Source organism: Kribbella sp. NBC_01505 (assembly GCF_045040285.1).
Lineage (GTDB): Bacteria > Actinomycetota > Actinomycetes > Propionibacteriales > Kribbellaceae > Kribbella.
The window spans coordinates 7561869-7584796 of sequence record NZ_CP109425.1; the positions used below are offsets into that span (position 1 = coordinate 7561869).

28 protein-coding genes are annotated in these 22928 nt (G+C 67.9%); 21 read left to right on the plus strand and 7 right to left on the minus strand.

Going from position 1 to position 22928, the window contains the following annotated elements:
- Window positions 1-16: 16 nt before the first annotated feature.
- Window positions 17-1168: a flavodoxin-dependent (E)-4-hydroxy-3-methylbut-2-enyl-diphosphate synthase gene (gene ispG / locus OG474_RS35515; protein WP_405058008.1), complete on the plus strand. Its 1152-nt coding sequence runs from the start codon at window positions 17-19 to the stop codon at window positions 1166-1168.
- Window positions 1169-1183: 15 nt separating this feature from the next.
- Window positions 1184-1741: a nucleosidase gene (locus OG474_RS35520; RefSeq protein WP_405058009.1), complete on the plus strand. Its 558-nt coding sequence runs from the start codon at window positions 1184-1186 to the stop codon at window positions 1739-1741.
- Here the strand turns inward: OG474_RS35520 and OG474_RS35525 are convergent.
- The gene (locus OG474_RS35525; RefSeq protein WP_405058010.1) at window positions 1713-2153 is read right to left on the minus strand and encodes an NUDIX domain-containing protein; all 441 of its coding nucleotides are present in this window, start codon (window positions 2151-2153) and stop codon (window positions 1713-1715) included. The genes OG474_RS35520 and OG474_RS35525 overlap by 29 nt on opposite strands.
- A 62-nt stretch (window positions 2154-2215) precedes the next feature.
- Here OG474_RS35525 and OG474_RS35530 point away from each other — a divergent pair, with 62 nt between their 5' ends.
- The 3 genes from OG474_RS35530 to trxA are packed head-to-tail and all read left to right on the plus strand — an operon-like array spanning window position 2216 to window position 3474.
- Window positions 2216-2722: a hypothetical protein gene (locus tag OG474_RS35530; RefSeq protein ID WP_405058011.1), complete on the plus strand. Its 507-nt coding sequence runs from the start codon at window positions 2216-2218 to the stop codon at window positions 2720-2722.
- 51 nt (window positions 2723-2773) lie between these two features.
- On the plus strand, window positions 2774-3139 hold the full coding sequence (locus OG474_RS35535) for a MerR family transcriptional regulator (RefSeq protein WP_405058012.1): 366 nt from the start codon (window positions 2774-2776) through the stop codon (window positions 3137-3139).
- Window positions 3136-3474 (plus strand): thioredoxin, encoded by a 339-nt coding sequence (trxA, locus tag OG474_RS35540; RefSeq protein WP_405058013.1) that lies wholly within the window; start codon window positions 3136-3138, stop codon window positions 3472-3474. Before OG474_RS35535 ends, trxA begins: the two co-directional genes overlap by 4 nt.
- Here the strand turns inward: trxA and OG474_RS35545 are convergent.
- Together OG474_RS35545 and OG474_RS35550 are read right to left on the minus strand one after the other, a co-directional pair.
- Window positions 3457-3861 (minus strand): SRPBCC domain-containing protein, encoded by a 405-nt coding sequence (locus OG474_RS35545; RefSeq protein WP_405058014.1) that lies wholly within the window; start codon window positions 3859-3861, stop codon window positions 3457-3459. The two genes, trxA and OG474_RS35545, sit on opposite strands and share 18 nt — an antisense overlap.
- A complete protein-coding gene (locus OG474_RS35550) occupies window positions 3861-4226 on the minus strand; it encodes a nuclear transport factor 2 family protein (protein WP_405058015.1) in 366 nt (121 codons plus the stop codon). Before OG474_RS35550 ends, OG474_RS35545 begins: the two co-directional genes overlap by 1 nt.
- 59 nt (window positions 4227-4285) lie before the next feature.
- On the opposite strand from OG474_RS35550, the gene OG474_RS35555 reads away from it, so the two are divergent.
- Window positions 4286-4912, plus strand: a complete 627-nt coding sequence (locus OG474_RS35555) for a CGNR zinc finger domain-containing protein (RefSeq protein ID WP_405058016.1) — start codon at window positions 4286-4288, stop codon at window positions 4910-4912.
- Here OG474_RS35555 and OG474_RS35560 read toward each other — a convergent pair.
- Window positions 4909-7911, minus strand: a complete 3003-nt coding sequence (locus tag OG474_RS35560; RefSeq protein ID WP_405058017.1) for an AbfB domain-containing protein — start codon at window positions 7909-7911, stop codon at window positions 4909-4911. The genes OG474_RS35555 and OG474_RS35560 overlap by 4 nt on opposite strands.
- A gap of 85 nt (window positions 7912-7996) precedes the next feature.
- On the opposite strand from OG474_RS35560, the gene OG474_RS35565 reads away from it, so the two are divergent.
- Window positions 7997-9070, plus strand: coding sequence for a LacI family DNA-binding transcriptional regulator (locus tag OG474_RS35565; RefSeq protein WP_405058018.1), 1074 nt, complete (start codon window positions 7997-7999; stop codon window positions 9068-9070).
- On the opposite strand, the gene OG474_RS35570 is transcribed toward OG474_RS35565, so the two are convergent.
- A complete protein-coding gene (locus OG474_RS35570; protein ID WP_405058019.1) occupies window positions 9046-9420 on the minus strand; it encodes a VOC family protein in 375 nt (124 codons plus the stop codon). The genes OG474_RS35565 and OG474_RS35570 overlap by 25 nt on opposite strands.
- A gap of 50 nt (window positions 9421-9470) precedes the next feature.
- On the opposite strand from OG474_RS35570, the gene OG474_RS35575 reads away from it, so the two are divergent.
- The 9 genes from OG474_RS35575 to OG474_RS35615 all read left to right on the plus strand — a co-directional run bounded on the left by OG474_RS35575 (window position 9471) and on the right by OG474_RS35615 (window position 16266).
- Complete coding sequence (locus OG474_RS35575; RefSeq protein WP_405058020.1) at window positions 9471-9635, plus strand: CopG family transcriptional regulator; 165 nt, start codon at window positions 9471-9473, stop codon at window positions 9633-9635.
- Window positions 9632-10276 carry a VOC family protein gene (locus tag OG474_RS35580; protein ID WP_405058021.1) on the plus strand — a complete coding sequence of 215 codons (645 nt, stop codon included), beginning with the start codon at window positions 9632-9634 and terminating at the stop codon, window positions 10274-10276. Before OG474_RS35575 ends, OG474_RS35580 begins: the two co-directional genes overlap by 4 nt.
- Complete coding sequence (locus OG474_RS35585; protein WP_405058022.1) at window positions 10273-10764, plus strand: GNAT family N-acetyltransferase; 492 nt, start codon at window positions 10273-10275, stop codon at window positions 10762-10764. The genes OG474_RS35580 and OG474_RS35585 overlap by 4 nt, the downstream gene beginning before the upstream one ends.
- A gap of 43 nt (window positions 10765-10807) precedes the next feature.
- Window positions 10808-11632, plus strand: a complete 825-nt coding sequence (locus tag OG474_RS35590; protein WP_405058023.1) for a GNAT family N-acetyltransferase — start codon at window positions 10808-10810, stop codon at window positions 11630-11632.
- Window positions 11633-11680: 48 nt separating this feature from the next.
- On the plus strand, window positions 11681-12052 hold the full coding sequence (locus OG474_RS35595) for a DoxX family protein (protein ID WP_405058024.1): 372 nt from the start codon (window positions 11681-11683) through the stop codon (window positions 12050-12052).
- A 123-nt stretch (window positions 12053-12175) separates the two neighbouring features.
- Entirely contained in the window at window positions 12176-13939 is a 1764-nt protein-coding gene (locus OG474_RS35600) for a proline--tRNA ligase (RefSeq protein WP_405058025.1), read from the plus strand.
- Window positions 13940-13952: 13 nt separating this feature from the next.
- Window positions 13953-14366 (plus strand): HIT family protein, encoded by a 414-nt coding sequence (locus OG474_RS35605; RefSeq protein ID WP_405058026.1) that lies wholly within the window; start codon window positions 13953-13955, stop codon window positions 14364-14366.
- Between the two features lie 114 nt (window positions 14367-14480).
- Entirely contained in the window at window positions 14481-15056 is a 576-nt protein-coding gene (locus OG474_RS35610; RefSeq protein ID WP_405058027.1) for a helix-turn-helix domain-containing protein, read from the plus strand.
- On the plus strand, window positions 15043-16266 hold the full coding sequence (locus OG474_RS35615; protein ID WP_405058028.1) for an MFS transporter: 1224 nt from the start codon (window positions 15043-15045) through the stop codon (window positions 16264-16266). Before OG474_RS35610 ends, OG474_RS35615 begins: the two co-directional genes overlap by 14 nt.
- Window positions 16267-16282: 16 nt before the next feature.
- Here OG474_RS35615 and OG474_RS35620 read toward each other — a convergent pair whose 3' ends face one another.
- A complete protein-coding gene (locus OG474_RS35620; RefSeq protein WP_405058029.1) occupies window positions 16283-17149 on the minus strand; it encodes a hypothetical protein in 867 nt (288 codons plus the stop codon).
- A gap of 38 nt (window positions 17150-17187) precedes the next feature.
- Between OG474_RS35620 and OG474_RS35625 the strand changes: the two genes are divergently transcribed.
- From OG474_RS35625 to OG474_RS35645, 5 genes are all read left to right on the plus strand, one after another.
- Window positions 17188-17805 carry a hypothetical protein gene (locus OG474_RS35625; protein WP_405058030.1) on the plus strand — a complete coding sequence of 206 codons (618 nt, stop codon included), beginning with the start codon at window positions 17188-17190 and terminating at the stop codon, window positions 17803-17805.
- Window positions 17806-17974: 169 nt separating this feature from the next.
- Entirely contained in the window at window positions 17975-18316 is a 342-nt protein-coding gene (locus OG474_RS35630) for a hypothetical protein (protein ID WP_405058031.1), read from the plus strand.
- 1030 nt (window positions 18317-19346) lie between these two features.
- Window positions 19347-19628, plus strand: a complete 282-nt coding sequence (locus tag OG474_RS35635) for a DNA gyrase subunit A (protein ID WP_405058032.1) — start codon at window positions 19347-19349, stop codon at window positions 19626-19628.
- 414 nt (window positions 19629-20042) lie between these two features.
- Window positions 20043-20819 (plus strand): TSUP family transporter, encoded by a 777-nt coding sequence (locus OG474_RS35640; protein WP_405058033.1) that lies wholly within the window; start codon window positions 20043-20045, stop codon window positions 20817-20819.
- A gap of 283 nt (window positions 20820-21102) precedes the next feature.
- Window positions 21103-21783, plus strand: a complete 681-nt coding sequence (locus tag OG474_RS35645; RefSeq protein WP_405058034.1) for a slipin family protein — start codon at window positions 21103-21105, stop codon at window positions 21781-21783.
- Here the strand turns inward: OG474_RS35645 and OG474_RS35650 are convergent.
- Window positions 21761-22876, minus strand: a complete 1116-nt coding sequence (locus OG474_RS35650) for a cytochrome P450 (RefSeq protein ID WP_405058035.1) — start codon at window positions 22874-22876, stop codon at window positions 21761-21763. The two genes, OG474_RS35645 and OG474_RS35650, sit on opposite strands and share 23 nt — an antisense overlap.
- Window positions 22877-22928: the final 52 nt, after the last annotated feature.

The following is a 22928-nucleotide window of genomic DNA, read 5'->3' on the forward strand; positions in this document are numbered from 1 at the left end:
CAACGAGTAAGGAATCATGAGCATCTCCCTGGGCATGCCCGCGCTGCCGCCGCCAGTCCTGGCCCCGCGCCGGAAGACCCGCCAGATCAAGGTGGGCAAGGTGCTGGTCGGTGGCGACGCGCCGGTCTCGGTGCAGTCGATGACCACGACGCTGACCTCCGACGTCAACACCACCCTGCAGCAGATCGCGGAGCTGACCGCGGCCGGCTGTGACATCGTCCGGGTCGCCTGCCCGTCGCAGGACGACGCCGACGCGCTGGCCGAGATCGCGCAGCACTCACAGCTCCCGGTGATCGCCGACATCCACTTCCAGCCGAAGTACGTGTTCGCAGCGATCGAGGCCGGCTGTGCGGCGGTCCGGGTGAACCCGGGCAACATCCGCAAGTTCGACGACCAGATCAAGGAGATCGCGGCCGCCGCCAAGGACCACGGCACCTCGATCCGGATCGGCGTCAACGCCGGTTCGCTGGACCCGCGGCTGCTGAAGAAGTACGGCAAGGCCACGCCCGAGGCGCTGGTCGAGTCCGCGGTCTGGGAGGCCTCGCTGTTCGAGGAGCACGACTTCCACGACTTCAAGATCTCCGTCAAGCACAACGACCCCGTCATCATGGTCCGCGCCTACGAGCTGCTCTCCGAGCGCGGCGACTGGCCGCTGCACCTCGGCGTCACCGAGGCCGGCCCGGCGTTCCAGGGCACGATCAAGTCCGCGACCGCCTTCGGCGCCCTGCTGTCCAAGGGCATCGGCGACACCATCCGGGTCTCGCTGTCCGCCCCGCCGGTCGAGGAGGTCAAGGTCGGCCTGCAGATCCTGCAGTCGCTGAACCTGCGCGAGCGCAAGCTCGAGATCGTCTCCTGCCCGTCCTGCGGCCGCGCCCAGGTGGACGTCTACACCCTGGCCGAGCAGGTCACCGCCGGCCTCGAGGGCATGGAGGTCCCGCTCCGCGTCGCCGTCATGGGCTGTGTCGTGAACGGTCCCGGCGAGGCCCGCGAGGCCGACCTCGGCGTTGCCTCCGGCAACGGCAAGGGCCAGATCTTCGTCAAGGGCGAGGTCATCAAGACCGTCCCCGAGTCCAAGATCGTCGAGACCCTGATCGAGGAGGCGATGCGGATCGCCGAGGAGATGGGCGAGACCACCGCCACCGGCGAGCCCACGGTCACCGTCGGCTGACGGTAGCCTTTCCCCGTGACCGACTACGTCGTGGCGAGTGCTGTTCGCGGGGAAGCTCGATATGTGCCGGAGGGGTTGCCGGTCCTGATCACCGGGGTCGGCAAGACGCAGGCCGCAGTGTCCATGGCCCGGTGGTTGGCTGGGCGGGACACGTCGGATCTGGTGGTTCTCAACGCCGGTACGACGGGGGCGTTGCGCGACGGGTTGTCGGGGATCTATCTGCCGAGCAGCGTGATCAACCACGACCTGAACGCCGATGCGATCCGGGCGATCGGGCTCGACCCGCAGGAGGAGTTGCCGGTCGACGGTGGTGACGGGACGGTGCTGGCTTCCGGCGACGTGTTCGTGGCCGACCCCGCCGTACGGGATCGGCTGGCTGAGCGGGCGCATCTGGTCGACATGGAGGCCTACGGCGTCGTCTACGCCTGCCGTGAGTTCGGCGTACCGGTCAAGGTCATCAAGCACGTGTCGGATGCAGCTGACGGCGCTGCCTTCGACTGGCCGACCATGGTCGATACGAGCGCGAAGGCGCTGGGGGAGTGGCTCACGGAGTTCGTGCGTCAAGCCAGCTGAGTACGGCGGTTTCCCGCACCAGCCAGCGCATCACGCCGACACCACTCGCCAGTACGGCGCGGTTGGCCGCCAACGCCTCCGCCATGGTCACCCACTGCGGCACGAGCTGTAGGTCAGCCTCGTATCCCTCCAGTTGCTGCGCGCCCAGGGCGGCACCGCCGGTGCAGGCGAAGTAGTACGACGTCATCCCGAACACGTCGTACGCCGCTTCCTCGGCCGCTACCTCTTCCCGGGTCGTGCCCAGTTCCGCGCCGACCACGACATCGCCGTACCCGCACTCTTCCTGGAACTCGCGCACCAGGGCCTCGGTGAACGACTCGCCTGCCTCGACTCCACCGCCCGGGAACTTGAAGTCACCGTGCCTCGAACTCAGCAGCAACAGCCGAGGCCCGTCGAACAGCACGCCACGCACCGCCGTCCGTTCGACGACGCGGCCGTCGGTCGGGAGGCCTGGTGCGGTGAAGGTGCCGAGATGTGCGCTCAGCTGTCCTCCTGGATCTGGACGTGATTGCTCGGTGCGACGGAGAATGCCTGATGGCCCAACTTCAGGCAAGCCGGCCGGTCTTGTGCCGCCTGCGCTTCCACCGTCCCGAGGTCAAGTGGAAGGTCGCCGCCGACTCTCCCTGCCGGCAGATCCAGCACTGCCGCGCCTGTGGCCAGGAACTGGACTCGTCGATCTGGCACAACTGGGGAGAGCCGCAAGGAATCGGCGAGAGTCCCCATCCGTGCGGGGCGCGGGTGACCTGTCTGGACTGCGGTGATCAGAAGGTGGTCATGGCGCACGACACCGTCAGCTACTCAGGTGACAAGCTGCCGCGGCCACGCAGTTCGAACGAGGATTTCGAGCGCACCAGTTGCTACACCGTCGACCTCTGCACGCGCTGCGACTACGTCTGGTCGGATCGCCCGCACCACGACATCGGTCGCGGCGACCGCTGTACGCGCTGCGGCTATCTCGATCCGGGAGACGGCGAAGCCTAGGCTTGACCTTGACCCTGGGGGCAGGGTTTAGCGTCTAGGCAAGGAGGCAGGATGCGGATCGGGGATCTGGCGGCAGCGGCCGGTGTGACGGTGAAGGCGGTTCGGTACTACGAGTCGCAGGGGCTGTTGAAGCCGCATCGCGAGCCGAACGGGTACCGCGCGTACGACGCCGAAGACGTGCTGATCGTGCGCGAGGTGAAGGCGTTGCTGAGCCTCGGGCTGACCGCCGAGCAGACGTACCCGTTCATCGAGTGCCTGCGGGCCGGCAACGACCGGGCCGACGTGTGCCCGGCCTCGCTGACGGCGTACCGGATCCGGATCGCCGAGGTGGATCAGCGGATCGCTGAGCTCACCGCGCTGCGAAGCCGGTTGTCCGGCCTCCTGACCGATGCCGAGAGCTGGAGGACGAGACAATGATGAGTGACCTGCAAGTGGTCGACGAGACCACCTTCGAGGAACTGGTACTGCGCGCGGACAAGCCGGTGCTGGTGGACTTCTGGGCCCAGTGGTGCGGGCCCTGCCACCAGATCCTGCCGATCCTGGAGCAGATCGGCGCCGAGCGCCACGATCGGCTGACTGTGGTAAAGCTCAACGCCGACGAGAACCCCGCAATCTCCGCCGCCTACCGCGTGATGGCGTTGCCGACCCTGATGCTCTTCCATCACGGTCAGCCGATCTGGGCTGTCGTCGGCGCTCGCCCGAAGGCCAAGCTCGTCAAGGAGCTGGACGACGCGCTACTCGCCGCCGTCTAGTCCCTGCACCACGGCAGTCATGACCTGCTCCCAGTGAACTCGCTGGCGTTCGCGCTCGTCGGCGTTCGCCAGCCGTTCCTGGTGGAAGCGCAGTACCGTCTTGTTGCCCGACGCGGAGACCGCGACCTGCACCGTGCTCTCATGCGCCCAATCCGCCGGCTGCCAGGTCAACCGGACCCGGTTGTTGTCATGCAGACTGCGCACCTCACCGACAGTCCCGTCATCAGTCTCGTACGGCGCTCCGTCGGCCAGCGTGGCACCGCCGCCGAGCCAGAGAGCGACGCCGGCCGGGCTGAGTAGGAACGTCCAGACGTCGCTGACGTCGTACTCCAAGGTCTTCGAGACGCCGATGTTCCAGCCGGCGTCCTTCGTCTGCCCGGTCGGCATCAGAGGGCCGTCTGCTGGTGGAAGATGACGCGCCACTCGCCGGAGCCGTTGTTCCAGACCGTGCTCGCGTACGACGGGAACTGCGCCTCCTGCCCGTCCAGCAGCACCGTCACCTCGACGCGGTAGGTGACGATCGCCGTGTTGTCGTCGACGATGATCACCTTCTCGTCGGTGCGCGGCGTCTTCAGGTACGGATTGTGGTTGGCCTGGATGCCCGGCACGGCGGTCGCCTTGTCGATGATCCCGTACTTGCTGACCGCGAGCGCGTCGTCGCGGAGCCACTGCGCGTAGAAGGAGCCGTCGCCTTCCCGGTTCGCGCGCCACATCTGGTCCTCGAGCTCGAGCAGGGTCTCCGTGACGGTCATGACATCTCCTCAGCGTGTAACCGGTTATATCGGTGTGCAACACCGACTATAGTGGTTACATGAAGCCAGGCGCAAGACGTTTGCGGACGCGTGACGGGGTCACGCACACGTTCGATCCGGGCAGCTTCGCCCTCGAGCTGATCCTCAGCGGCGGACCGCCACCCTGGGATCGCTACGAGCAGCTGGAGACCCCGGACGACGCGGCTGCCTGGCTGGCCGAGTCCTACCTGGCCGCGGAGCTGCCGTTCGCCGCCGAGGACGTCCGGATCAGCAAGGCGGAGCTGGCCCGGCTGAAGGAATTCCGCACGATGCTGTGGCACGTCGTACCGGGTCTGATCGCCGACGCCAAGGAGGTCCCCGGCATCGCTGCGCGGCAGCTGACGTCGGCGGACCGTGAGTACCTGAACGCCACTGTGGGGGAGACCCCGCGCCCGGAGCTCGACGAGAACGGCGCGATCCGCTGGCAGACACCGATCACGACCCGACAGGTCCTGGGCGCGGCCGCCCAGGACCTGGTCGAGATCATCGGGAGCGGCCGGGTCTCCCGCCTGCGCATGTGCGAGGGCGGCAACTGCGCCCTGATGTTCTACGACACCTCACGCCCCGGCAACCGCCGCTGGTGCTCGATGCAGCGATGCGGCAACCGCCACAAGGTTGGCAACTACCGCACCCGCCACACCGACTAGCGGATGGTGAACTCCGCCGCAGGTGTGCTGGCCGGGCCGATCCGGAGTTGGCCGTCGGCGGTGTGCTGGATGGTGTTCGTGGGGTAGTTGTGGGCGCGGAAGGTGCGGCCATCGGGGTGGAAGGTGGCGTCGGCGCGGTAGAGCGGTTGGTTGCTGTAGGCATCCAATCGGAGGAGGCCGTCGGCGTGCCGGAGATAGCTGCCGGGGTAGTTGACGGACTGGAAGCTGATCGCGTCGCGGTCAGCGAGGCCGGCGACGACGCGAAAGTCGAAGTCGGCGTCGGGCTGGCCCGGCAGGTCGATGCGGGCCAGGCTGTTGCGGTGCCGCCAGAACTTGCCCGGGTCGTCGACCGACTCGAGACGCCGGGTGTCGTTGGCGCCGAACGCCTGGATCTCGGCGAGCCCGTTGTTGAGACCTTTGCCTCCTACGGTCTCGAAGACGACCGAGGTCGTGGTGCGGGCCGGGAAGTTGACGACCAGGCCGGTGCCGGAGTTGTCGATGCCGGACACGGCGACCTTGCTGCCGTCGCTGAAGGTGAGAGTGCCGCCGCGCGCTTGGTCTTCGAGGTTGCTGCGGTCGAACAGGATGACCTGGCTGACGCGTTGCGCGACCGGCCAGCTCAGCGTGAGCTTCGGATTGAGCTCCCCGTTGGATGCCCACTCGCCCGCGAACCACTGGTTGACCACACCGTCAGTCGCGGCCGGCGCGGCGTACGCGGGATCATTCCGGTACGTCGATGAGCCGGCGACCGCGGCGCTCGACGCGAGGTTCGGGGCCGAGAGGGTGCGCAGCTGCGACAGGCCGACGTTGCCGCCGGAGCCGGTCGCCGTGAACTTGGCCCAGGTCACGGATTTGGCCGGGAAGGCCACCATCTTGGCCGAGCCGTCGGCCGGGATGCCGGTGACTGCGAGGCGCGTGCCGTCGCTGAAGGTCAGCGTGCCGCCGGTGATGTTGCTGGCCGGGTCGGGGCGGTCGTTGAGCACGATGCGGTCGAGTTGGTGCGTGTTGACCCAGTCGATCCGCACCCACGGGTTGGTTTCGGTCGACACCCACTCCGAGCTCGGTCGGCTGTCGATTGCGTTGTACGGCGAGCCGCTGCTGGCCGTGATGGTGCCTTCCCGGGCCGCGTCAGCGCCGTCGTACACCTGGATCTCGGACAGACCGACGTTCAGGCCGGCGCCGACGAGCTCGACCCGGACGGACGTCGTACTGCGGGGTGCGAACGTGATGTCCTTCGCCAAGCCGCCGTTCGGCAGCTCGGGGATCGGGACGATGCTGCCATCGCTGAAGACGAGCCGGCCGGAGCGCACCAGGTCTGTCGGGTTCGCGCGGTCGAACAGGACGACGCGGCCGACGGTCTGGGCGGTCGGCCAGGTCAGCGTGACGTTCGGGCTCAGCTGCTTATCGGAGGCCCACTCGCCGACCGCGTGAACGCCGACGGTCCCGTCGATCACGTTGGCCGCGACCAGACCCGGGTCGTCCTTGCTGACCGTCGAGGCGGTGGCCGTCGCGGTCCGGGCGAGGTTGTTGCCCAGGGCATTGGTTCCGAGCCGGACGCCACTGACCGAGTACGGCGGGACGCTCAGCGCGACGCGGGTCGCGCCGCCCGCGACGGTCACGGGGATCGAGGACTTCGGTGTCACCGGGTTCTGGTTCGGACTCGCCTCGAAGAGGTTCGCGACCGTCGCGCCGTTCGTGGCCAGGCCGGTGAGCCGCAGGTCGACCTCGAGCGGCTGCGCGGTGTCGTTGACAACCCAACTGACGTTGTCGCCACTGGCAGTGGTGGCAGCCCCGAAGCCGGTGGAGGGGTTCGGGGGAGCGGAGACCTGGCGGAGCTTGCTGACGCCGTCGCCGAGGCCGAGGTCGCGGGATAACAACTGGTACGCACGGGCTCGCGCGGGCAGCATGCCGTTGCTGTGGACACCGAAGAAGTTCGGCTCGATCGCCTCGTCGTTGTCGGCGAAGACGTTCGCACCGGCCGCGCGCTGCTTGTAGAGGTTCGTCATCCGCAGCGCCGAGTAACTGAGGTTGCGGGCGTCGCTCGCGTTCATCGGGACCTGCGCGTAGGCGGCGGAGTAGTTCCACTCGGTCACGTAGACCGGCATGTTCGGCCGGCCCGCCGCGGCCGCGTGCTGCCGCAGGGTCTCGACGGACTCGTCGCGGTACTGCGTGTACTGGTTGTAGTCGTGGTAGCTGACGAAGTCGAACTTGTCCTTCAGGGCCGGATCCGCCAGCAGCTGATCGACCCATTGCGCCCCGATACTCGGGTTGGAGGCGACCGGCCCACCGATCGGGATGTCCTTGTCGATACTGCGGATCGCGCCGTACGCGGACAGGTAGATCTTGCTGTACGCCCTGGCCCGGTCCCGCTGGTCGTCGTGGTTGTACGGCGATCCCCGCAGATCCAGGAAGCCGCCGAGATCGGGCTCGTTCCAGACCTCGACCAGGTCGACCTTGCCGCGGAACCGCTGGTAGATCTTCTTGATCACGTCCTCGTAGACGCGGAAGCCGGCCTCGCCGTTCGGCATGCTGTAGTCGCTGCCGTTGTAGCCGAGCCAGTCGATCAGGTAGCTCAGGATCAGGACCGTCTTCGTGCCGCGCTGGTGGTGTTCGTCGACCCAGGCGTACTTGCTCCAGTCCCAGGTGTCCGGATCGGCGACGCTGCCGACGGTGCCGATCCCCTTCAGGTACGTGTCGATCGTGATGTTGCGCGGCAGGATCTGCTGCAGGTAGGCGTCACCGCGGATGAACCGGGTGCCGGCCTGGTGCAGGGTGTCGATCTTCGCGGTGTCGGTGAGCGCGGGAACGTTGATCCCGGAGCCGAACACCTCGGCGTACCCGGATCCCTTGTCGACCGAGAAGTCGGCGGTCAGGCTTGCGGCGGTGGTTGCCGTGGTACTTCTCGGGACGGCGTCTGCGGTCGTTTGCAGTCCGGTGGCCGCCAGCACGGCGGCCAATGCGGTGGTCAGGGCGGCGGCGAGCAGGCGGGTCGGTCGCATGGACTCTCCTTGGGCCAGGGCGGTGGTCTCGAGAGCACCGTAGGATTTAGTGCATTAACACGGCAAACGATTCGAGGGTGGTGCAATGATCGAGCCCGGGCTGCCGCGGTACGAGCAGGTCAAACGGGAGCTGCTCGCCCTGATCGCCCAAGGCGGTCACGCTCCGGACCAGCCGTTCATCACCCAGCGTGAGGTCTGCGAGCGGTACGGCGTCAGTACGACGACTGCGATCCGCGCACTGAACGATCTGGTCGCGGACGGGGTGCTTATCCGGCAGCAGGGGCGAGGCACCTTCGTCGCCGAGCGGACTGCAGTCCAGCCAGCCTCTGAGCCGGTACGGCGGCGCGCGGTCGCGCTGGTGATTCACGGGCAGGGGCCGGTGAAGGAAGGTGTGATCACCGGGGTGGAATCGCGGTGCGAGGAACTGGGGTTCGAGCTAGTGCTCTACGACAGCAAGGGCTCGCTGGAACTGCAGGAGCGCGCACTGCGGCGAGCCGTGGCCGGTGGGGTGAGCGGGATCGCGCTGTACCCGGTGGAGGGCTCGTCACAGGTGCTCCGGGAGCTCACGCTGCCGGTGGTGCTGATTGACCGGTACCAGCCGGATGTGCCGACCGATGCGGTCGTGGCTGACCAATTCGCGGTCGGGTACGAGCTCACGGCGTACCTGATCGGTCTCGGGCACCGGCGGATGGCGACGCTGTGGGGAGAGGTCGACTGCACGAGTGTGCGCGACCGGCTCAGCGGTCACCAGCAAGCACTCCGCGCTCACGGCCTCTCGAGCCGGCCCGAGCTGACTGCGCTCACCACGCACCAGTTCCTGACGCCTGAGGCCCGCAAGGCTCGCCTGACTGCGCTGCTGAATCACTCCGAGCCGCCGACAGTCCTCCTCTGCTCAGACGGCTTCATCGTCACCACAGCCGCCCGTGAACTCGCGCACCTCGGCTATGAGGTCCCCGGTGACATCGAGCTGGCCGGAATGGACGACGCCGGCCCCGCCAGCATCCTCCCGCTCACAGTGGCCGCGGCGTCCCTCCCAGTCCACGACATGGGCCGGGCGGCGGTCGACCTGCTCGCCACGCCCGGCGCCCCGCGCAACGTCGTACTCCCGATCACCCTGCACAAGCGCAACAGCACCTACTTGCGTGTCGTCCATTCGTAGAGCTCCACCAGCACACCGTGCGGCCCGGCGACATACGCCGACGTCGTGCCCCAATCGGTGTCCAGCGGCTCGACCGTGATCTTCCCGCCGCGCCCTCGGATCTCTTCGACATCAGCCCGTACGTCGTCACTCCGGAACTGCAGGAGGGTGCCGCCGTGGGCACCGAAGTCGTCGACCATCGCCCCGGTGTGCAGGGCGATCGTGATCGCGCCCGCCTTCACTTCGGCGTACCCCTGACTGGCGTCGCCGTCGATCTCCAGACCGAGGACGCCGGCAAAGAAATCGGCCAGGTCCTGGTTCTTCGCGGCCGTGTCGCTGAGCAGGCCGAGGTGGTCGAAGCTGAGGTTCATCGTCGCACTCCTGTTGACTGGTAGCTCTCTAGAATGCTAGCAATATAGCCATGAGTGGTGACGGTGACAAGAAGGTGCAGTTCAACGTGTACCTGCCGCCGGGAGTGGTGCGGCGGGTGAAGCACAAGGCGATCGACGAAGCGGCGAGTCTGTCGGCGCTGGTCGAGCAGGCCCTGACCGAATACCTGGACAAGCATGGGGAGGCGCGAGGATGAGTGGCGTGGTGGTGCGGCCGTTGCGGTTCACAGACCGGGTGGCTGAGATGCGGGCCCTGCTGGAGTCCCTCGGGCTGAAGGCGCGGATCGAGTCCCCGGGCGGCGGCTGGGTGGACATGCTCGCCGGGAGCGGGATGGTCGCGCTGCACAGTGCGGCGACCAGTTCGACCGGTGGGAAGCCTGGGCAGACCAGACTCTCGTTCGAGGCCGAGGACATCGACCGGCTGAAGGAGGTGCTGGAGAGTGCCGGCTATCCCGACGTAGCGATCTGGGACGAGGCGTACGGGCGAGTGCTGCGGGTGACCGGACCTGGTGGCGAGGACCTCTGGATCGACGAGCGCAGTGACGACCTGTACGGCTACAAGCTGAACGACGCCCGTCCGGATGGGCGCGTGCTGCTCACGCCGTTGCTGGACGCGGCGAACCAAGCAGCGTGGCAGGAACTGCTGGCCAAGCTCGGTGTGGCCGAGGTCTTCCGGTTCGGTACGCCGGGCGACGAGGTGCGGCTGGAGTTCACGACTACTGAAGCGCTGGAGGACGTGCAAGCGCGTCTGGTCGCTTCGGGGCACCAGGTCACGCTCGTCGGCGACAGTCTCGAGATCGTCGACCCCGATGGCCAGGCAGTCGTGGTGCGCACGTGATCGCCGTACGGCGGGCTGTGGTTGCGGACATCGATGCGGTCCGGCAGATCGGGCTGACCACCTGGCCGGTCGCGTACGGCGGACTGGCGTCGCCCGAGTGGATTGCCGACGGTCTGGCGGAGTGGTGGTCGCCTGCGGCCGTCGAGCGCAGTATCCGGACCGGTATCACCTTGGTGGCGGTCGAGGACGACGTACTGATCGGCATGGCTGGCCTCGGGCAGGAGGCGGACTTCTGGGTGCTGTGGAAGCTGTATGTGCTGCCCGACCACCAAGGAAAGGGCGCGGGCAAGGCACTGCTCGACGCGGCGGTCGATGCGCTGCCACCTGGTACGCCGGAGCTGCTGCTCGACGTACATGTCGACAACGCGCAGGCGATCGGGTTCTACCGCTCGTACGGGTTCGGGGAGCCGGTCGCGACGCCAGATCGGGATCTGGGCGACGAGCTGTGCTGGATGGGGCTCGGACTACAGAGTGCAGGACATCACTGACCCGTTGCGTGCCGCAGGGCCGTTCATCCGCTAGGTTCTGCGCGTGGGCGTACGGGTTCTCGGTCCTCGTGACCTCGCGGCGGCGCGCGCGGTGATCGCCCGTGACCCGGTCGTCAACGTGTTCGTCGACAGTCTCGTGCAAGCGTCCGGGCTCGATCCGCGGCGCGGCGCCGAGGTCTGGGGGTACGTCGACAAGGGCGAACTCGAGGCGCTGTGTCATGCCGGCGGGAACATGGTTCCGGTCGGCGCCGACGACGCCGCACTGCGCGCTTTCGCGGCCTACGCGTTGCGCCGCGGCCGGAACTGCTTCCAGATCCTCGGCCCGGCCCGTGCGGTCGACCAGCTCTGGACCGCACTCGAACCACACTGGGGTCCGGCCCGCGAGGTGCGCGGCGAGCAGCCCTTCATGGTGATCGAAGGTACGCCGGTGGTCGAGCCGGATCCGCTCGTCCGTGCGGTCGAACCGGTCGAGCTGCCGATCCTCTACCCGGCCTGCGTGGCCATGTACACCGAAGAGGTCGGCGTACCGCCGCAGACCGGTCCCGACGGGACCTTCTACCGGTCCCGGGTGGCCGAGCTGATCCGGGCCGGGCGGGCGTTCGCGCGAATCGAGGACGGCCGGGTCGTGTTCAAGGCCGAGGTCGGATCGGTGGGCACCGGGGTCTGTCAGATCCAGGGGGTCTGGGTGGATCCGGAGTACCGCGGGCAGGGGATCGCGGCGCCCGGGATGGCCGCGGTGGTCGAGCTCGCGCGCCGGATCGCGCCCGTGGTGACGCTGTACGTCAACGCGTTCAACACTCCCGCGCGGCGTTCGTACGAGCGGGTCGGCTTCCGCACCGTCGAGACATTTGCCACGATCCTGTTCTGATCACGCCTCCGATCACTCCTCTGATTACTCCGGAGTAAGGTGACTCGCATGGCGTCCCGAAGCAAGACCACCACGGCTCTGGCAGTTCTGTTCGGCGTCTCCGGCGTTCTGCACTTCGTCCGGCCCACGCCGTACGAGAAGATGGTGCCGAAGGCGTTGCCGCGGAAGAAGGAACTGGTCTACGCGTCAGGTGTCGCGGAGCTGGTGTGCGCGGCCGGGTTGCTGAACCCGCGGACGCGGCGGCTGGCCGGCCTGGCCAGCGCGGGCCTGCTGGTGGCGGTCTTCCCGGCCAACGTGCAGATGGCGACCGACCTGCAGCGCAAGGGAACCCCGCAGGCCAAAGCCATCGGCTGGGCCCGGCTGCCGTTGCAGATGCCGCTGATCAAATGGGCCCTGAAAGCCTCCCGCGAAACGAAATGAGGCCTCGGTCCCGGCGGCCTGCGGTGCGGCTCGAAGATGTGGCCTGGGGATAACTGGTCCGGTGGCCTTCGCGGGACGGATATCCTCTAGGTCGTCCTTTTGTTTCATCCCTTTGGAGTTCCCGTGATTCTGCGTATGTCGTCGCTGTTCCTCCGCACCCTTCGCGAGGATCCGGCGGACGCGGAGGTCCCGAGCCACAAGCTGCTCGTCCGCGCCGGCTACATCCGCCGTACGGCGCCTGGTGTCTACACCTGGCTGCCGCTCGGTCTGCGAGTGCTGCGCAAGGTCGAGCGGGTCGTCCGCGAGGAGATGGACGCGATCGGCGCGCAGGAGCTGGTCTTCCCGGCGATCCTGCCCCGCGAGCCGTACGAGGCGACCGGCCGCTGGACCGAGTACGGGCCGAACCTGTTCCGGCTCAAGGACCGCAAGGGCGCGGACATGCTGCTCGGCCCGACGCACGAGGAGATGTTCACCCTGGTGGTGAAGGACCTCTACTCGTCGTACAAGGACCTGCCGCTGTCGATCTACCAGATCCAGAACAAGTACCGCGACGAGGCCCGGCCGCGGGCCGGCGTGCTGCGCGGGCGTGAGTTCGTGATGAAGGACTCGTACTCGTTCGACATCGACGACGCCGGCCTGGCCGCGTCGTACGAGGCGCACCGCGGGGCGTACATCAAGATCTTCGACCGGCTCGGGTTCGACTACGTGATCGTGCAGGCGATGTCCGGCGCGATGGGCGGTTCGCGGTCCGAGGAGTTCCTGGCGATCGCGGAGAACGGCGAGGACACCTTCGTCCGCTCCGCCGGTGGTTACGCCGCGAACGTCGAGGCCGTCGTGGTCGCGCAGTCCGCGCCGGTCGACGCGTCCGCCGTGCCGGCCGCCGAGGTCGTCGACACCCCGGACACCCCGACCATCGACACCCTGGTCGACGCGCTGAACGCGAAGCACCCGCGGACCGACGGTCGCGACTGGACGGCTTCGGACACCCTCAAGAACGTGCTGGTGATGCTGGTGAACCCGGACGGCTCCCGCGAGCCGCTGGCCATCGGCGTACCGGGGGACCGGGCGATCGACGAGAAGCGGCTGGGTGCGCAGGTCGAGCCGGCCGAGGTCGTCGCGTTCGAGGAGTCCGACTTCGAGAAGAACCCCTCGCTGGCCAAGGGCTACATCGGTCCGGGCGTGCTGGGCGCGGAGAACGCGTCGAAGATCCGCTACCTGCTGGACCCGCGGGTCGGCGAGGGCTCGGCCTGGGTGACGGGTGCCGACAAGGCCGGCTTCCACGTGATCAACCTGGTGCACGGCCGCGACTTCACCGCCGACGGCACGATCCAGGCCGCCGAGGTGCGCGACGGTGACGACGCGCCGGACGGTTCCGGTCCGCTGGAGTCCGCGCGCGGGATCGAGATGGGTCACATCTTCCAGCTCGGCCGCAAGTACGCCGACGCCCTCGACCTGAAGGTGCTCGACCAGAACGGCAAGCTCGTCACGGTCACCATGGGGTCCTACGGTGTCGGCGTCACCCGCGCGGTGGCCGCGATCGCCGAGGGCAACCACGACGAGCTCGGCCTGGTCTGGCCGCGCGAGATCGCACCCGCCGACGTGCACCTCGTTGCCACTGGCAAGGATCCCGAGCTGTTCGCGAAGGCCGCCGAGATCGCGGCCGAGCTGGAGTCCCGCGGGCTGACCGTGCTGTACGACGACCGTCAGAAGGTCAGCCCGGGCGTCAAGTTCAAGGACGCCGAGCTGATCGGCGTCCCGACCATCGCCGTTGTGGGCAAGGGTCTCGTCGACGGCACGATCGAGGTCAAGGACCGCCGGAGCGGCGAGCGCGCCGACGTCCCCGTGGCCGAGGTCGTCGAGCACCTCGTCAAGACGGTTCGCAGCTGAGGTAGCCGGCCCCGTGGACTGCGTCTTCTGCAGCATCATCGCGGGGCAACTCCCTGCCCGGTTCGTCCACCAGGACGACCGGGCAGTGGCGTTCCTGGACATCAACCCGCTCCGCCGAGGGCACACTCTCGTCGTACCGCGGCTGCACGTCGTAGACCTGACATCCGACGGCGCCGCCGAGGCGGTCGCGTCTTTGGCTCCTGCGCTGCAGGCGGTCTCCCGACTCCTGATCGAGCGGCTGCCCGCGGACGGTATCAGCCTCCTGCAGGCCAATCGGGCTGCGGGCGGCCAAGAGGTCTTCCATCTGCACTTTCACCTGGTACCGCGGTGGAGCGGCGACCGGCCCCTGAACGACTGGACCAAAGATCCCGAAGCCGGAACCGCGCTGGACGCGATCCACCTTCAGCTGAGCGGCGGGACCAGCTGAATCCAGTCTGATCACCATTCCTTCAATTGCCATGGCCCCGACCATCGACCGGTAACTGCGACTAAACCCAGAAGGACTCTTCGCGAAGAACTCTTCTGGGTTAGGCTGTGTCTCATGAGTGATCAGACGCCGCCGGACGACGTCGTTTTGGATGTGGCCGCTTTGCGGGTGCTTGCACACCCGATGCGGCTGACTTTGCTGGAACACCTGCGGCAGCGTGGTCCTGCGACTGCGCGACAGCTTGCGGAGCAGTACGAGATCGACTCTGGTGCGGCGAGCTACCACCTGCGCCAGTTGGCAAACGGGGGTCTGATCGAAGAAGACACCCAGCGTGGCACCAGGCGCGACCGCTGGTGGCAGGCTCGGCATCGGTCATCGGTGCACGATCCTGCAAGCAGTAGTCCTGAGGAGCGAGAAGACAGTCGCGGTTACCTGCATGCGGTGTTGCTCGCGTACAGCGAGCAGCTGCGACGGTTGGCGTACACGGCACCGTTGCTGCCCGACGAGTGGTATGAGGTGTCAACCTTCAGCAACTACACGCTGCGATTGGCCCCGGCCGAACTCAACGAACTGAAGTCAGAGCTCGCCGCGGTCGTCAAGAAGTACAGCCACCTCGACGACGAGGCCGCAACGCCAGTAGCGCTCCAGCTTCACGGGTTTCCACTGCTTGAGCCGGATGATGACGCATAGCGGTACAAGCCCTACGGCCGCCTACAGGGACGGCAATGTCCTGCGCTGGGCGACGGCGTACACCGCGTCAGCCAGCGGCGACGTCGTCTTCTTCTTGACCCTTTCCTGGGCGGTGACCCGGGTTGCCGGGCCGGCGCAGGTCGGCGCGGTGCTGGCCGTCGGAGCCATTCCCCGGGCGGTGTTGATGCTGTTCGGCGGAGTGATCGCTGACCGATACGGACCGCGCCGAGTAGTGATTGGCAGCGACTTCGCCCGGTGCGTGATCATCGCCTGCGCTGCCGCGCTGATGCAGTTCGCCGGCGCCGGACTGCCCACGCTGTACGTCGTCGCGCTGGTCTTCGGCGTGATCGACGCGCTGTTCATGCCTGCCGTGGGGGCGCTGTCAGGTCGGCTCACTGATGCGGGACAACTCGGCCGGGTGCAGGGACTGCGTGTGCTCGCGGTTCGGGTCAGCAACGCGGTCGGTCCACTGATGGCCGCGATCGTGTTGACTGCCGCCGGAGCCGCCGCAGGCTTCGGTCTAGCCGGGCTGCTGTTCAGCCTGTCCTTCGGTCTCCTTCTTGCCGTCCGCCTGAACTGGGGACAGACCGCCGAGCGTTCGACCCGCTCACCGTTGGGCGATCTCCGGGATGGGCTGCGGTACCTACGGGGAAATCGGCAGCTGGCCCGCCTTGTCGTAGTGGTCGGGCTGAGCGAGCTGTGCTTCAGCGGTCCGGTAGGAATTGGTCTGGTCCTACTGACCGCCGAACGGCAGTGGAGTCCGGCGATCCTCGGCTGGGCCCTGAGCGTGTTCAGCATCGGAGGTGCAGCCACCGGAATTCTGCTCACCGTTCTGGCTCGCGTTCCGCGCGCCGGGTTCGCGCTCGTGGGTGCTCTGACAGTTACCGCCGTACTGGTGGGCGGCCTGGGCCAGGTCGCCACGGCCGGCGCCTTGATTGTCGGTTCCGCCGTGCTCGGAGCGATCAGTGGTGCGGCGATGGCTATCGGCAATGCCTTACTCCAACGCACGACCGAACCTCGGTATCTCGGCAGGGTCGGCTCGGTAACCTCCCTGTGCACCCTCGGCCTAAGCCCCCTGCTCTACCCGGCCACCGCCCTGGTCGCGGCGGCCTGGGGAACAGGCGTCTTCTTCGCCGGATGCGCCTTGGTGTGTCTGCTGGCCGCGGTCGCCGCCGCGACAGCCAAAGCACTACGCGACGCCGATCTCTGATGCCGCCGCCCGAGCCTTAGGGATCCGGTGGGTGGCGGGGGAGCCGGTGGGTACCGGCCGGGTCGACGCGGACCACGAATCCGTGCGGTGTGGTCCATTCGAGAGTGTGGGCGTCGATGCGGCGGACGCTCCAGCCGGCGGCGAGCGTCTTCACCCGGTGGCCGTAGCGGCTCAGCGGTACGAGATTCTCGGTGCTGGTTTGGCCTGGTGGACCCTCCGGGTCCCATGGCTCGATGTGGTCATGGTCGATGCTGTTGGTGGTCTCGCGGGTTCCGTAGGGGAACTGCTCGGCGGGGTAGACGAGCTTGATGTGCTCGCGGATCTGGTTCGTGGCCTCGTAGGCATCGGAACTCTTGGTCTTGTTGAGGTCGATGACAGGCTTCACCACATACGGCCCGAATCCGACAACCTCCGCGAGCTGCGATGCGAGCAGGGGACCGGCTTCTTCGACGCGCAGCACGCCGTCTCCGCCGGCGGCGGTGCACGCGAGGGTTTCGGCGGTTATGTGCACATAGATCTCGGTTTTGCCCGGGCGCGCTTGGGCTGAACGATCGGTCGGAGAATCACCGTGCCGGTTGCGCTGGCTGTCACTGTGCCGCGCATAGGCATCTTGCTTGATCTGCGCAAGGCGTGCGGCCAGGGCGCGCTGGTCCGCGTACGTCATCGCCTGCCCGTCGCAGTCCTTGCCGTCGGCGTCGGCGTCGGCTCCGTCTCCGAGCCTGTCGGACGGGATGCGGGTCGAGAGGTCGAACGGTTCGTCGAGGGGATCAGGCAGGTCGCTGAAGCTGGGATGGGGAGCCTCGCGATCGGCTTCGTCGTCGGCGTCAGGTTCGAACCAGGTGTCGCCCCAGTCGCCTTCGTCGTCGTTCGACTCGGAGAACATGGTTCCCCGAGTTGTCGCGCCGGGGCCGGAGTGCCCGGATGCAGGTGGGTGCGTGGATCCAGTACCGCGCCCGGCCGCGGGCTCGTGCGCTGGACCAGGATCCGACGTGGAACCGCACGTGCTCGCGGACACCTCGGCGGACGCAGACGCGGAAGCCGGTGCAGCGGGAGGAGCCACGACAGCAGAGGGACCGAGAGCCTGGGCCAGAGCGGGAGCCGCAGCGGCCACGCGAGCCGGAGCGGGAGCGGCGGCGGCAGCCTGGGGCGGAGCGGAAGCGGAAGCGGGAGCAGGAGCCGGAGCGGGAGCGGCGGCGGCAGCCTGGGGCGGAGCGGAAGCGGAAGCGGGAGCAGGAGCCGGAGCGGGAGCGGGAGCGGCGGCGGCAGCCTGGGGCGGAGCGGAAGCGGGAGCAGGAGCCGGAGCGGGAGCGGCGGCGGCAGCCTGGGGCGGAGCGGAAGCGGAAGCGGAAGCGGGAGCCGGAGCGGGAGCGGCGGCGGCAGCCTGGGGCGGAGCGGAAGCGGAAGCGGAAGCGGAAGCGGAAGCGGAAGCGGAAGCGGAAGCGGAAGCGGAAGCGGAAGCGGAAGCGGGAGCCGGAGCAGGAGCGGCAGCGGCAGCGTGCGCCGGCGTGGAAGCGTCAGTGGGAGCTGGGCCGGAAGTAGGAGCCTGGTCCGGAGTGGAAGCGGAATCGGTGGCGGCAGTTTGGGCCGAAGCGGACGCTGGATCCGGAGCGGGCGTAGGCGGAGGAGTAGGCGCGCCGGTGGGAGCCGGAGGGCGAGGAGAGGTGGGGGCGCGTTCTGGGGTTGGAGTGGGGGCGGGGGTGCCGTGGCCGTGGGCCGTGCCGTGGGCTCGGGCTCGGGCTCGGGCTCGGGCGAGGAGCTCTTCGGCGTAGCGGTGGTCGGGCATGATGCCGACGGCGGTCGCGCGCCGGGCGTCGATGTCGCGCTTGTCGCCTTGGGCCAACAGGGCGTCGGCGATCGCGTTGACGCCCGCGTAGTGGCGTCTCACATCGGCGGAGCTGGCCTTGATGACCGCGGTCTTGGTGCCGTGCTCGTCGGTGTGGCTGACCCAGACGCCTCGCTCCTTGGCCTTCTTGTCCGCTTCGGCCTTGGCCCGCGCGGGATCGGCGCGGATCTTCGCGGCCTTGATGATCTTGGCCAGCCGGGTCGGTGAGATCGTGTCGAGGATGGGCGCGACCTCGCGGTCGACAGCCAACGCGGCTTCGAGCGAAAGGTCCTGGCAGTCCCGGGCCAGGTTGCGGGCTTTCCAGGGGGTCGCGCTACGGTCCAGGAGCCGGGCCCAGATGAACGGGAACCGCGACCGCAACGCCAATGCGGTGGCGATCCGATCCCGAGCGACGCCGGGAGAAACTCCCAGCACCACCCCGAACTCGGAAACGCAGAACTCCAGCACCGGCGGGCACCCCTCCCCACCCAGCACAACCGCACGTTCACGACCACCTGACCCGCGACGTGCCCGGCGCTCGAGACGCATCGCGCAGTCCGCGCGGTCGCTGACCGAATCGGGGTGGAAACGGTCTGCGTACTCCACTGCATGTTCGAGCTGCCGCGCGGCGGCTTCGTGCTCGGCCGCGTGGGTATCGGCACACGACTCCAGCAAGTCGCGTGTCGACAGCGTCGTCAGATCTCCCTCGAACATGTCTTCGAATGTACGCCCATCGCCGCTCTCACTCAAATCGCCGGAGGAGCCGAATCGGCTTATCCACAAGGGGAAACATCACATCTCCAAGATGCCGAAACCGGGTATGCATCGCCTTGACGGGAGAGCGGGAGAGCGGGAGAGCGGGAGAGCGGGAGAGCGGGAGAGCGGGAGAGCGGGAGAGCGGGAGAGCGGGAGAGCGGGAGAGCGGGAGAAGGGGCCGTGGCCGGCGGTGGTCAAGTTCTCCGATTCCTCCTGGTCCAGTTCGCAATGAATCTTGCACAAGAGATCGTGTCTAATGCCTGGGTGGCGCGGTCGGCCCAGGGAATACCAATGCCGGGCCGCGAGGGGATGGGGATCGAGGAGAGTGAGACCTCCGATGAAGCCACGACGTCGAGCGAACCAAGCAATCGGAGATTTCGGGCACTCGGAAACGACGACCGAGACGACCAAGACGACCAAGACGACCGAGACGACCAAGACGACCAAGACGACCAAGACGACCAAGACGACAGGGAGGGCTGCTTGCTGGCACGATCAACTCATGCGATCTGAACTCGAAGGCGTCCAACAGCAACTGAGCATCTTCGAAGGACTCCTGATCGCGCTCGACCACCGTGACGAAATGCTCGCCATCGTCGCCCGTTCGACCACGGTCGACGCCGCCGCGCGGGAGCTGTCACTTCAGCTAGGCCTGACCGACATCCAGGTGCAAGCCGTGCTGGATGTTCAGGTTCGCAGATTCGCAGCGGAAGAGCGCACCAAGATCGCCGTCCGCGTCGAAGAGCTCAGAGACCACCTTGCCCAGCTCGGCTCATCCAGCTGACAACGCCGGAATCGGTTCAGCGTCCCGGCCTGCAGGGGCTCAAGGATGCAGTCGAATCAGTCCCGAGCAGCGGTGGGTGGCCGAGGGGATCTCGTCGTCCTGTACGGCGTTCGCGCGGCGAAATGGAAGGGGGTCGAGTTCCGCGGGGGAGATGTCGGTCGAGATGGGCGCACATGTTCCGGATCGAGGGCCGTCGGATCTCCGAGTGCTGGGCCGTCCGCGATGACCTCGGGATGGTGCAGCGGCCAGGCGCTATCCAGTCCGAGGTGGCCGGCGAGTAGCGCCAACTGATTCGCCTAGTGGGTGATCGCGGATCGGTCTGGCGGCGGTGCTGGACGCCGTACTGGCGCGCTGAGGTGGGATGGGTCACGTAAAGGTTGTTTAGAACAATGGCCTTACCTGATCATGGAGCGTGTGCCTGATATCTCCACCTGGACCCTGATCTTCCTGATCCTCGCCGCGTTCGCGGCCGGCTGGATCGACGCCGTGGTCGGCGGTGGTGGGCTGTTGCAACTCCCCGCGATGCTGCTCGGCCTGCCGAACGCTTCACCCGCGCAGATCCTGTCGACCAACAAGATCTCGTCGCTGTTCGGTACGACGACCAGCGCGGTCACGTTCGGCGTCAAGGTGCGGCCGGACAAGCGGACCGTGATCCCGCTGGCGATTCTGGCTGGGCTCGGATCAGCCGCAGGAGCGTTGGTGGCGACGCAGATCCCGATGTCGTGGTTCAAGCCGATCGTGCTGGTGCTGCTGATCGGAGTCGCCATCTACACCGCGATGAAGCCGTCGCTGGGAGCGCGGACGGCACTGCGCTTCGACGGCAAGGAGCACTATCTCGCCGCCTGTGGAGTCGGGGTGGTGATCGGTTTCTACGACGGCGCGGTCGGCCCGGGGACAGGTTCGTTCCTGATCTTCGCGCTGGTCGGATTGCTCGGCTACAACTTCCTCCAGGCCAGTGCGAAGGCCAAGATCGCCAACGTGGCCACGAATCTGGGTGCGATCGGCATCTTCGCCCTGCATGGCGCGCCGCTGTGGAAGCTCGGCCTGATCATGGGTGCGGCCAACATGGTCGGCGGTCTGCTCGGTGCGCGGACCGCGGTCGCCCGCGGGAGCAAGTTCGTCCGTGTGGTCTTCCTGGTGGTCGTCTCCGGCCTGATCCTGCGGCTCGGGTACGACGTGTTCTTCGCCTGAGGCAAACCGGTTGCTGAGGGCCACGGTCTGCCGCCACACTGAACAGGCACGGTCAGGTCTGCAGCGGATGCCGGTGTACCGGAGTCCGTTCTGCGCGTCGTCCTGATGCGGTGCACTCCGCTTGCAACGGACAAGCCCTCGCAACGATTCGCCCCGGCACACAGGCTTTCCCGGAGCGCGGCCAGCAGGCCCGGCAGTCAGTACGGTGCCGGAACCTCCGCCGCCGTACCGGGTGTGTGCCGGGGCGGATCTCATTTCGGGGAAGGATCAGGGAGGACGAGCAGTGGCGAAGGTTGTTGTGCAGGCGCACGAGCGGATGCTGGTGTATCGCGACGGTGTGTTCGAGGCGATGCTGGAGCCGGGGCGGCACTCGCTGCGCAAGATCTGGAGGGTACGGCGGGAGAGCGTCGACCTGCGGGTACGCCAGCTGACCGTGTCCGGGCAGGAGATCTTCACCGCCGACGGTGTGACGGTGCGGGTGACCGCTGTCGTTCGTTGGCAGGTCAGCGATCCGCGCGCGTTCGTCGAGTACGCCGAGGCGCCGCTCGACCTCCTGCACGTCGCACTGCAGCTCGCGGTCCGCGAGGCCGTTGGCCGGCGTGAGCTCGAGGAACTGCTTCGGCCGGAGGTCCGGTCCGCGGTCAGCGCCGAGCTGCCTGAGCCGGTCCGCACCGAGGTGGCCGGGCTGGGGATCACCGTCGAGGATGCGTCGATTCGGGACCTCGCACTGGTCGGTGAGCTGCGGTCTGCGCTGGCCGAGACCGCACTGGAGCGTCAGCGCGGCCGGGCTGCGCTGGAGCGGGCCCGGGGTGAGGCGGCGGCGCTGCGTTCGCTGGCCAACTCCGCCAAGCTCCTCGACGACCACCCGGCGCTGGCGGCGCTTCGCATGGTCCAGGCGGCCGGTGAGTCCGGAGCAACCGTCGTACTGACCCGGGACGGCCTCATTCCTCCCATGCCACGTTGAGCGCCGGCACCTTGCGGAACACGAGTCCGCTGGGTGCCGGTGATCCGGGGAGCAGGTGCAGCCCCGGCAACTCCAGTACGGCGGCCACCGCGGTCTGCGTCTCGAGCCGGGTGAGGTGCATGCCGAGGCAGATGTGCGGTCCGCTGGCGAAGGCGAGGTGGCGGCGCGCGTTGGATCGCCGTACGTCGAAGGTGTCGGGGTTCGGGAAGATCTCGGGGTCGCGGCCCGCGCCGGCGAGTGACACCACCACGAGGTCGCCGCGGCGAATCTGCGCGCCGGCCAGCGAGACGTCGCGGGTCGCGTAACGGTCGACGACTGCCGCTGCTGGTTCCAGTCGCAGCGACTCTTCCAGGGCATTGGGGAGGAGCGAGGGGTCGGCCTGCACCAACTCCAATTGCTCCCGGTGTGTGAGCAGGTGCCAGAGGGCGTTCGTGATCATGCCTTCGGTGGTCTCGATCCCACCGAACATCAGTACGGCGGCGTTCGCCACGACCTCGTCGACGCTCAGCCGCTGGGCCGCCGCACCGAGCAGTCCTTCCGAATCGATGCCCGAGGCAACGTGTTTGTGCAGCTCGGCGAAGGCGGCCGCGCCCTCGGCGGTGACTTCACGCCCAGCGGCTACCCCGGTGACCGAGGCGGAGATCGCGGTGTACCAGTCGAGGACGGTGGCGGCGGATGCCTGCGGGAGGCCGAGGGAGTAGGCGACGACCGCGACCGAGAGTGGTCCGGCCAGCGCCGTCCGCAGGTCGGCGGACCCCAGGCGGCTGGGAAGGGCGGAGATCAGGTCGGCGACGGTGTCCGTCACCGGTTGGGTGAAGCGGCGGCGGGTCTCGGCGAGGGTGAAGGGGGAGTCGAAGGGGCCTCGGTGGGCGGCGTGGGCGGGGCCGTCCAGGGAGAGCATCGAGGGGCCGACGACCTGGGCTGTGGAGAAGCGGGGGTCGTCGACGGTGAAGGTGTCGGGGTCGCGCAGCACGGCGATCGCCAGGGACCGGCCCGTGACCACCCAGCCGCCCAGCGGCTCGACCCAGCCGATGGGACGGATCGCGGCCAGCGCCGGGTGCGGGTCGCGCGAGAGCTCCTCCAGAGTCACCATTTGCCCAGCGTAATCAGGTAGACCACTTGACCTACTGGTATTGCTGAGACAG